Source organism: Actinosynnema sp. NPDC059797 (assembly GCF_042732085.1).
Classification (GTDB): Bacteria; Actinomycetota; Actinomycetes; order Mycobacteriales; family Pseudonocardiaceae; genus Actinosynnema.
The window spans coordinates 1-9,940 of the sequence record NZ_JBHWIE010000261.1 but is presented as its reverse complement, the minus strand read 5'-3'; the positions used below and the strand labels follow the sequence as shown (position 1 = coordinate 9,940).

Here is a 9,940-nt window from a genome sequence, read left to right as displayed (position 1 = left end):
ACTCACCCGGAAGAAGGAATTTCCATTGTTTGACCCCGCCTCCCGGTCCGTGTATTGATGTCAGCACACCAACGGGGGGTGGCATGTCCGATTCAACGGGCCAACGGCGGCCCGCTCACCGGGTCGCGCTCATAATCCTCTTCCTGATCATCACCGTCGTGGTCACCTCGCTGTCCGCGCGCCTGGTCGCGGACGTGAGCCGGTGGTGGCGACCGGACGGGTTCGCCTACCTGGCGGCGACCGCGGTGATGCTGGTGCTGTCCGGTGTGCTGATCAACGCCGTGCCGAAGGTGGTGGGCGACCTCTGGCGGTGGGACGGCTCGGTCGCCGCCGCGGCCGGGCGGCTCGTGGCCGTCCTGAACGGCCCGCGGAACCGGATCGGGATCCCCGTCGTGGTCGTCGCCCTGGCCGTGGGCAGCTACTTCCTGGTGCCCACGGAGGAGTTGGAGCCCGGTGAGCTGGTCATCCTGTCGGCCGATGACGTGAGCCCGGAAGACCCGCGCAACACGCTGCTGGAGCAGTGGAACGCGATCCACCCCGACAACTCCGCCAGGTTCGTGAAGGCGCCCGGCGACACCGACGAGCAGTTCGAGCACATGATCAACGACGCGAAGGACGGCGGCAGGAACGAGGCCGACATCTACCTGCTCGACGTGGTGTGGATGACGCGGTTCATCGACGACGGCTACATCCGCCCGCTGGACCGGTCGCGGCTGTCCGCCCGCGACCTGGACGACTTCGTGGACAAGGTGCGGCGCACCGGCGAGCGCGAGGGCGGGAAGGGCGAGCTGTGGTCCCTGCCGCTCAACACCGACGTCGGGCTCGTCTACTACCGCACCGACATCCCCGGCGTCGACGAGCCGGCGGACTGGGACGACCACTCCGGCCCCGCCGCGCGGACCGCGCCGGTGGCGACCCACGCGTTCCAGATGTCCGGCGAGATGGCGACCATCACCTCGCTGGAGGCCATCTGGGCGGCGGGCGGCCAGGTGGTGCAGGAGGACGGCCGCATCAGCCCCACCGCGGACGGGCCCCGGGCGCGCTTCGACGAGGAGGACCTCACGGGGCTCCGCAAGCTCAACACCGCCCTGAACGACCCCGCGTCGTTCCCCGGCGACCCCGAGCCGGAGAAGGCGGGAGCCCGCGACGCCGTCAACCAGTTCGTCGAAGGACGCGCGCTCTACATGCGGAACTGGGCGGTGGCCCACAAGCAGCTGACCAACCGGCAGCGCGAGCTGGACGACAAGGGCATCACCTTCCGGGCCGTCGCGCCGCCCACGCCGAGCGTGCTGGGCGGGCAGAACCTGGCGATCTCGGCGAAGAACGACACCCCGCGCGCCGCGCAGGCGCTGATCGAGTTCATGACCAGCGCGCAGAGCCAGCTGATCCTGTCGGAGATCGGCGGGTTCGCGCCCACCCGCGACTCGGTGTACGAGCGGCTCAAGGGCGAGCAGTTCCGGAGCATCCGCGCCGCGCTCCAGGACGCCTGGCCGCGCCCGTCGATCCGGTGCTACACCGAGTGGAGCCAGGAGTTCCGCGACGGGGTCAAGGACGTCGTGGGACCGGACGACGAGGTGTCGGACGACACCGCCGAGAAGCTGACGGGCGACTGCCCGGAGGGGTGAACCGGTCACGCACCGGGTAAGCCAGGGGGGTGACCGAACGAGAGCCGCTCGACCTGGGCGCCACCGAGCTGTCCGCCGAGGAGGAGGCCCGCCTCCGGCGCGACCACGACCTGGACCGACCCGACGTCTTCGACCGGCGCAACGGCGTGGACGACCGGGCGGGCACGCGGGCCACCCTGCTCCCCGAGGAGCTGGCGGCGGGCAGCGCCGACCCGGAGGCCCAGGCCCGCGAGGTGCTGCGGGACTCCGACGTGCGCACCGAGGTCCCGGAGTCCGCGCCGGACACCGTGTTCGAGCGCCGCCGTTCCGACGACTGACCGGACTCGCCGGACAAACCTCCCGTACCCGTTCCGCCACTCGATCGATTTACCGCGTTCCGGCTAACGCGGTGGTGATCGCGCGCGACCACAGGTCAACGCGGTCCACCGGGCGCGCCGGGGTTCGGCACCCGGGTTCGGCACCGCGCCCAGCCGCGCTGCCGAAGGAGCGCCGATGCGCTACCGGACGAGGACCGAGGGCGGGATCCGCTACCTCGAAGCGGGACCGGACTCCCCGAGCGGGGTCACCCACCTGCTCGTGCACGGCCTGGGCGGGTCGCTGGAGCAGTGGACGGCGGTCGTCGACGAGCTGCGCGCCACCACGCGGCTGGTCGCGATCGACATCCCGGGCTTCGGGCACAGCCGCGCCCACTGGGGCGCCTTCACGATCCCCGCGGCGGTGGCGGGGATCCGCGACTTCCTCGACGCCCGCGGCATCGACCGGTGCGTGGTCGTGTCGCACTCGATCAGCTGCGTGGTCGCGGCCGGCCTGGCCGCCGCCCGCCCCGGCGGGGTGTCGAAGCTCGTGCTGGTCAGCGGCGCGCTGGTGCGGGCCTCGGACCTCGCGCAGCGCCCGAGCCTGGCGCTGCGGGACCCGGGGCTGGGCCTGGTGGTGGCCGCCCAGTTCGCGGCCGGGGTGGCGCCGGTGCCCAAGGCCCTGCTGACCGCGCTGGCGGCCTCGCCGCGGCTGCGCTCCGCGACGCTCTGGCCGTTCGTGGCGGACCCCGCCGGGGTGCCGACCGAGCACCTGGTCGAGACCCTGTCCGGCAGCGGCAGCCTCGCCGTCCTGCGGATCCTGCTGTCCGCGCGCTCGATCGACCACCACCGCCTGCTGTCCGCGGTCGAACAGCCGGTCGAACTCGTCATCGGCGCCCGCGACCGCCTCATCGACCCGGACGACGTCGCGCGGCTGCGGGGGATGATGCGGGTCACCCGGGTGTCGGTGATCCCCGGCTGCGGGCACTGGCCCTGGCTGGAGAAACCGGCGGAACTCGCCGCCCTGATCACGTCACCGGAGCCCGCATGACCGGCAAGATCACCACGACCGACTTCGACCCGTTCCGCTTCTGCCTGCTCTACCGGAACATCAAGGGGCTGCACACCGCGTGGCTGGTGCTGCCCGCCCTCGCGGTCGTGGGCGCGCTCGTGCTGGTGTGCGCCGGCGAGGGCACGCTCGGCGGCGTGGCCGACTTCCAGCCGCTGGCCGACGCCAAGCGGACGGTCGGCGTGGACGAGCCGGCCAGGTCGTTCCCCCGCTTCACCCTGATGCGCGACATCGTGAGCTGGCTGCTGGTGCTCATCGTGATCACCGGCGCGATCCTGCTGCACCGCCAGTGGCAGCACCTGTCCCGGTGCCTGTCCCGCCTGGCCCGCAACGGCGCGCTGGTCCCGCGCGACCGGCCGAGGTCGAACCGGCTGTCCAAGCTCATGCGGGTGGACCGGCTGATCGCGGGCGCGCCGCCGGAGCGGGCCCTGGACACCATCGTGACCAGGGTGATGGCGTCGCTGGAGCGGCGCAGCGCGGGGCTGCTGCTGTGCCTGAGCGTGGCCGCCCTCGTGCTGACGATCCTGCTGGTGCTGGGCCTGGAGAACAACGTGTTCCACGTGCTGGCCCCCACCGGCCTCGACGAGCAGGCCAAGGCCGAGTGGACGCGCCAGGCTTACGCGAGCTGGTGGGCGAGCAAGCAGCACACCGCCGGGCACATCGTGTACTGGGTGCTGGCCGTGTTCGCCATCTTCGTCATCCTGAACTTCCAGGTGGTCGGCGTCATCGCGGTCTACCTGGTCGTGGCGATGCAGTTCGTGGTGCGCCCGTCCGCCGACTGGCTCAACCGCGACGGCCGGTACGGCTGGGCGCCGCTGGCGGCCGTGTTCCGCACCGTGGTGTGGGCCAACGCCCTGCTCGGCGTGACGCTGACCATCGTCCTGGCCGCGCTCGGCATCGACAACTACGGGTGGGTCGCCGCGCTGGTCGTGGCCTACATCCTGCTGGTGCCGCTGTGCGTCGGCGTGCCGTGGCTGGTGTTCCGCCGGGCGGCGGAGGTCGCCCGCGACGCCCGCGCGGCCGACCTCGCGCGGCTCGTCGAGCGGCGGGGCCTGGACATCGACTCGGACCTGGCGGAGCTGGCGCCCGTCATCGCCGAGCTGGAACGGTGCCGATCGGCGAGGATCAGACCGTTGCGGCTCGGCACCGCGTCGTACTCGACGTACGCGGTGCTGGCCGTGCTGCCCGTCCTGCTGACCGCCGCCCAGATCTTCCTGCCGCTGACCTTCGGCACGCGTTAGGGGTTCCCGTGAACGACGTCGCCATCATCAGGCCGATCGCCCGTCGCCACCGCGACTACCGCGCCCACCGCCCGGCGGTCCCCTTCGCGGTGCGCGTCACCTCCGGCCGGACCTTCGAGGTGGGGCCGGGCGACCCCCGCTTCACGCTCGTGGCGCGCGACCGCCGCGGCGAGGAGGCGCTGGCCTCGCTGGACCAGTTCCGGGTCGCCATCGCCTACCTGGAGGGGTGGCTCGACGTCGAGGGCGACCTGGTGTCCGCGCTGGCGATGCGCGGCTTCTTCCGCGACTTCCACCCGTTGGTGTGGTTGGGGAAGTTCGCGCCGAGCCTCCTCGGCGCGGGCACCACCGACGACCGCAGGACGATCTCCGCCCACTACGACCGGGAGAGCGACTTCTTCCTGACCTTCCTCGACCGCCGGCACCGGTGCTACACGCAGGGCTCGTTCGCCCGCGACGACGAACCCCTCGAAGACGCCGTGACCCGGAAGCTGGACATCGCGCTGGCGTCGCTGGACCTGCCGCCGGACGCGCACGTGCTGGAGGTCGGCGGCGGCTGGGGCGCGTTCCTGGAGCACGCCGGGCGGCGCGGCGTCCGGGTCACCGCGCTCACCCTCGCGGTCGAGTCGGAGCGCTACCTCAAGGCGCTGGTGGAGCGCGAGGGCCTGCCCGTCTCCGTGGTGCGCCGGCACTTCCACGAGTACCGGCCCGGCCGGCGGTTCGACGCGATCGTCAACATGGGCGTGACCGAGCACCTGCCCGACTACGGCCGGTCGCTGCGCCGGTACGCGGCACTGCTGCGGCCGGGCGGCCGGGTGTACCTGGACGCGTTCGCGATGCGCTCGCGCCACCGGCTGTCCACGTTCATGACCCGGTTGGTGTACCCCGGCCGCTCGACCCCCCTGCTGCTGCACCGCTACCTGGCGCACGTGGCCCGCTCGCCGTTCCGGCTCGTCGAGCTGCACGACGAGCGGCACAACTACTTCCTGACCTGCCGGGAGTGGGCGCGCCGGCTCGACGCCGCGAGGGACGAGGTGGTCGAGCGGTGGGGCGCGGCGCTGCACCGCCGGTTCCGGCTGTTCCTGTGGGCGTCCGCGCTGGGGTTCGACAGCGACCTGCTCCAGGCCTACCGGTGGACCCTGGAGCTGCCCGCCGATCACCGCTGAGGCCGGTGCCGCATCACGATGAAGTCGCCGTGCCCGCCGTAGCCGAGGACGGGTTCGGCGTACTGCGTGCCGTCGAAGGTGAGCAGCCACCACTCGCGGCCCACGGGCAGCAGCACCGGGTGCGGGATGTTGGTGCCGTAGGGCGCGTCGAGGGTGCCGAGCTTGCGCATGGCGAGGTCGTAGACGGGGTAGTTCCGCGCGTCGCCGTCGCTGGCGAACACGTACCAGTCGCGGCCGACGCGCTGGATGATCGTGCCCTCGGTCTGGTCCACGGTCCGGTCCGCCCCGACGAGGGACAGCGACTCGGCGTAGTCCGCGCCGCGCGGCCCGACCGCGAGCGCCGGGTGGAACACGAACGCGGGCTGCTGCGCCTCGCTCTCCACGAACGCGAAGTGCCACCGGCCGTCGATCCTGGTCAGCGCCGGGTCCCACGAGCTGACCGGGGTCGGCAGCGGCACCCGCTCCGTGCGGAGCACGTGGACGCCGCGCAGCACGTCGGCGGTGGTCGTGGTGTGGCGGATGTGCACGCCGCGGAAGTCGAAGTCGCCCCACGAGCTCATGAGCACGATGAACCGGCCGGTGCGGTCGTCGTAGACGACCTGGCCGGCGTGGTCGCCGAGCACCACGCCGTCGCGCTCGAAGAACAGGACGGCGACCTGCTCCAGCTTCGTCGGGTCGGCCAGGTCCAGGGTCCACACCGCCCAGTGCGCCTGCTGGAAGAACCCGAGCCCGGCGTTGGTCATGGTCAGGTAGAGCTTGCCGCCGCGGGTGAACGGCCGGCCGTCGGCGTGCTGCACCACGTGCGGGTCGCGGACGCCGGCCTGGCCGAAGTACCCGGCCCGCACCCGGCCGAGCCGCACCGACCCGTCGCCGCGCCCGCCGTAGGAGTACTCCAGCGCGCCGAGGACTGCGGGGACCCGCAGGTCGACCAGCGCCCGGACGGCGTCGCGCGCGGTGACCACCGGCTGCCAGCCGGTGCCCGTGCCGGTGGTGTCGACCAGCACCGTGACGGCGTTCTCGTTGACGACCACGCCGACCCGGAACGCGCCGCGGACCTGCACGGGGGCCGACGCGACCACGGTCGTGGCGCCGCCCGCGGTGACCTCGATCGCGGCCCGGCCGGCGGCGGGGTCCACCACGCCGAGCACCGACGTGCCGCCGCCCGCGAGCCCGGCGACCACGGCGCCCGGCCCGTCCACCCCCACGACCTCCACCAGCACCGACGCGAACGGCGCCCGGAGTCGCGCCCCGGTGCCGACCAGGGTGGCCGCGGTGGACGCGGGCCGGTCGACGGCGCTGTCGTACTGCACGAAGCGCGGCGCGATCAGGTCGAACGGGCGGAACTTGTGCGCGACCGAGAAGTGCAGGTCGAACGGCGTGGCCGCCGGGGTGGCCGCGCTCGCGGGGAGGGGTCCGAGGAAGGCCGACGCCGCACCGACCGCACCCACCGCGCCCACGTGGCGCAACAGCTCCCGTCGCTCCATGCCCGACCTCCCAGTCCGCCGTTGGTCACCGAGTAACCACGTGTTACCCGCTCCGGTGGAAAAACACCAGGGCCGGTCGGGGGTCACGCGCCCGTCGTCGAGCCGGGGCGGACGATCATCAGCACCACGACGACCGCCCAGAGCAGGTTGAACGCCCCGGTGAACGCGGTCAGCCGGCCGGCGAGCCCCTCCCGCCCCGCCAGGGCGTCGCGCTGCGCGGGCAGGATGCCCAGCGCCAGCAGCCCGGCGGCGACCGAGGTCAGCGCGATCGACACCAACAGCCACGCGTCGCCGAGGACGCCCATCGACGCGCCGGTGGCCAGCCCGAACACCGGCACGGCGATGCCGACCACCGCGTACGTGCGGCACGTGCGGTGCAGGAAGGCCGCGACGCCGTTAGCCGGCCCGCGCGCGACGCGGGGGAACAGCGACGCGGCCACGGTGATGGGGCCCACGGCCAGGACGGCGGCGAGCACGTGCAGGGACAACAGGAACTTGGACACCGGCGGACCTCCTGGAAGACGCATATGTAGACAGCCAATGCATACCAGGCCCGCGCGCCTCTTGTGTAGGCTGCCTACCCATGATGGGGAGTGCGACGTGAGCGCCGACCCGGTGGCGGACTACGTCACCGCCCTGGACGGCGCGCTGCGCGGCCCGGCGCGGGTCAAGTCCGCCATGATGCGCGAGGTCCACGACGGCCTCACCGACGCGGTCGAGGCGCAGACCCGCCGCGGCGTGCCCCGCGCCCGCGCGGCCCGGCACGCGGTGCGCGAGTTCGGCGCCGCCGACGAACTGGCGCCGCTGTTCCAGCGGGAGCTGGCCGTCGCCCAGGCGCGCGCCACCGCGCGGGTGGTCGGCGTCACCGTGCCCGTGCTGGTCGCGTGCCAACTCCTCGTGCACACCGCCGCGCCGGCGGCGGACTGGCGGCTGGGCGCCCTGGCCGCGCACCTGGCCGCCGTGGCGACCACCGCCGGCCTGCTCGCCGTCCTCGCCCCGGCCGCCACCGGCCCGCTCACCCGCCTGCTGCCCACGCCGCACCGGGTGCCGCCCGCCGTCGCCTGGACCGCGACCGCCGCCTCCGTGGGCATGGCGCTCGCCGCGCTCGCGCTGGCCGCGGTGTCGGCCCTGTCCGCGAACTGGCCGCTGACGTCCCTGGCCTGCGTGCTCGCCGCCGCGTCGCACGGGGTGGTCGCGACGTCCGCCCGCGCCTGCCGGGAGTGCGCCCGAGCCGTCAACCGGTAACACCCGTCAGTGGCACTTGCTCGGCGCCCCACCGGGTACCCCCGTCGGTGCGGCCGCGACCGAGGCGGGAGGACCGGACATGAGCGCTGCCCCGGAGCGGAGCGGGGTCGGGGGTTTCCTCGGCCACCCGAGGTCCCTGGCCACCCTCTTCGGTGTCGAGATGTGGGAGCGGTTCTCGTTCTACGGGATGCAGGCCATCCTGACCATCTACCTCTACTACTCGGCGACCGAGGGCGGGCTGGGCCTGCCCGAGACCACCGCCACGAGCATCGTCGGCGCGTACGGCGGCCTGGTCTACCTGTCCACGGTCGTCGGGGCCTGGGCGGCCGACCGGGTCGCCGGCCCGGAACGGGTCCTGTTCGCCGGCGCGACCCTGGTCATGTGCGGCCACGTCGCCCTGGCGCTGCTGCCCGGCTTCCTCGGCGTCGGCGTCGGCCTGTGCGCGATCGCGCTGGGCAGCGGCTGGCTCAAGGCCAACGCCACCGTGCTGGTCGGCTCGCTGTACGCGGCCGACGACGAGCGCCGTGACGCCGGGTTCTCCCTGTTCTACCTGGGCGTCAACCTGGGCGCGTTCACCGGGCCGCTGCTCACCGGCCTGGCGCAGGTGCGCCTGGGCTTCCACTACGGCTTCGGCCTCGCCGCGATCGGCATGGCCGCCGGCCTCACCCAGTACTGGTTCGGCCGGCGGAGGTTCCCGCCGGGCTCCGACGTGGTGCCGAACCCGCTGCCGCCCGCGCGCCGGCCGGTCCTCGCCGCCGGCGTGGTGGCGGCGGTGGCCGCGGTCGTCGCGCTCGTGCTGACCGACGTGGTCCGACCGGACAACCTCGCCGACGTCACCGTGGTGCTCATCGTCGTGGTGGCCGTCGCCTACTTCGCGATCATCCTGGCCAGCGGGCGGATCACCGCCGTGGAGCGCAGGCGCGTGTACTCCTTCATCCCGATGTTCCTGGCCAGCTTCGTGTTCTTCGCCCTGTTCCAGCAGCAGTTCACCGTCGTGGTGATCTACGTGGACCAACGCCTGGACCGCACGCTGTTCGGCTGGGAGATGCCGGTGGCGTGGGTCAACGCCCTCAACCCCGTCTTCATCATCCTGCTCGCCGGCGCGTTCGCGGCCCTGTGGACGAAGCTGGGGCCGCGCCAGCCGTCGACCCCGACCAAGTTCGCGCTGGGCACCGGCCTCATGGGCGTGGCGTTCCTGCTGTTCCTGCCGATGTCGGGCGGCACGGGCAACACCTCCCCCCTGGCGATGATGGTGCTCATCCTGCTGGTGTTCAGCGTGGCGGAGCTGATGCTCTCGCCGGTCGGCCTGTCGCTGTCCACCAAGCTCGCGCCGAAGGCGTTCCCGAGCCGGCTGGTGGCGTTGAACTACCTGTCGGTCGCGCTGGGCACGGCCACCGCCGGTTCGCTGGCCGAGCACTACGACGTCCGGGACGAGGCGCCGTACTTCGCGCTGGTCGGCGGGGCGGCCGTGGTGTTCGCCCTGCTGCTGGTCGCGGCCGGGCCGTTCATCCGGAAGCTGATGAGCGGCGTGCACTGAGACGGTGGGCGCCGGGACGGCGGGCACTGAGACCGAGGACACGTCCCCGGGGTGAAACAACAACCCCCTCACCTCCGTTGTAACAAGTGGTCGGCGCGGTCCGTGTCCCCCGGGCCTCACCTGTAAAGCCTTCGCGGAATACCGTTCGGCTGGAGCCGCGTCGTGCCCCTCGCCGAGAGGCGACCGCCGCGCCGACCCCAGAACCCGCCCCCGGCCGCACCTCCCCCCAGCGCGGCCGGGGGCTGCCGCGGGCCCGCGCCGCGCCCCCCGCGCGGCCGGGACC

Annotated in this window: 9 protein-coding genes; 7 read left to right on the top strand and 2 right to left on the bottom strand. The window is 73.3% G+C overall.

The genetic code is table 11. The features are described 5' to 3' along the window. Window positions 1–83: 83 nt before the first annotated feature. The 5 genes from ACFV4N_RS33455 (at window position 84) to ACFV4N_RS33435 (ending at window position 5,391) form a co-directional block, all read left to right on the top strand. The gene (locus ACFV4N_RS33455; RefSeq protein ID WP_499676656.1) at window positions 84–1,625 is read left to right on the top strand and encodes an extracellular solute-binding protein; all 1,542 of its coding nucleotides are present in this window, start codon (window positions 84–86) and stop codon (window positions 1,623–1,625) included. Window positions 1,626–1,654: 29 nt separating this feature from the next. Beyond that, complete coding sequence (locus tag ACFV4N_RS33450; RefSeq protein ID WP_499676655.1) at window positions 1,655–1,942, top strand: hypothetical protein; 288 nt, start codon at window positions 1,655–1,657, stop codon at window positions 1,940–1,942. Window positions 1,943–2,117: 175 nt separating this feature from the next. Beyond that, window positions 2,118–2,969 carry an alpha/beta fold hydrolase gene (locus tag ACFV4N_RS33445; RefSeq protein ID WP_499676654.1) on the top strand — a complete coding sequence of 284 codons (852 nt, stop codon included), beginning with the start codon at window positions 2,118–2,120 and terminating at the stop codon, window positions 2,967–2,969. Further along, window positions 2,966–4,228, top strand: a complete 1,263-nt coding sequence (locus ACFV4N_RS33440) for a hypothetical protein (RefSeq protein WP_499676653.1) — start codon at window positions 2,966–2,968, stop codon at window positions 4,226–4,228. The genes ACFV4N_RS33445 and ACFV4N_RS33440 overlap by 4 nt, the downstream gene beginning before the upstream one ends. Window positions 4,229–4,236: 8 nt before the next feature. Next, window positions 4,237–5,391 carry a class I SAM-dependent methyltransferase gene (locus ACFV4N_RS33435; RefSeq protein ID WP_499676652.1) on the top strand — a complete coding sequence of 385 codons (1,155 nt, stop codon included), beginning with the start codon at window positions 4,237–4,239 and terminating at the stop codon, window positions 5,389–5,391. On the opposite strand, the gene ACFV4N_RS33430 is transcribed toward ACFV4N_RS33435, so the two are convergent. Together ACFV4N_RS33430 and ACFV4N_RS33425 are read right to left on the bottom strand one after the other, a co-directional pair. Then, the gene (locus tag ACFV4N_RS33430; RefSeq protein WP_499676651.1) at window positions 5,382–6,875 is read right to left on the bottom strand and encodes a hypothetical protein; all 1,494 of its coding nucleotides are present in this window, start codon (window positions 6,873–6,875) and stop codon (window positions 5,382–5,384) included. The genes ACFV4N_RS33435 and ACFV4N_RS33430 overlap by 10 nt on opposite strands. An 83-nt stretch (window positions 6,876–6,958) precedes the next feature. Beyond that, window positions 6,959–7,378 carry a hypothetical protein gene (locus ACFV4N_RS33425; protein WP_499676650.1) on the bottom strand — a complete coding sequence of 140 codons (420 nt, stop codon included), beginning with the start codon at window positions 7,376–7,378 and terminating at the stop codon, window positions 6,959–6,961. Between the two features lie 97 nt (window positions 7,379–7,475). Between ACFV4N_RS33425 and ACFV4N_RS33420 the strand changes: the two genes are divergently transcribed. Beyond that, window positions 7,476–8,120 (top strand): permease prefix domain 1-containing protein, encoded by a 645-nt coding sequence (locus tag ACFV4N_RS33420; RefSeq protein ID WP_499676649.1) that lies wholly within the window; start codon window positions 7,476–7,478, stop codon window positions 8,118–8,120. Window positions 8,121–8,199: 79 nt separating this feature from the next. After that, the gene (locus ACFV4N_RS33415) at window positions 8,200–9,657 is read left to right on the top strand and encodes a peptide MFS transporter (RefSeq protein WP_499676648.1); all 1,458 of its coding nucleotides are present in this window, start codon (window positions 8,200–8,202) and stop codon (window positions 9,655–9,657) included. Window positions 9,658–9,940: the final 283 nt, after the last annotated feature.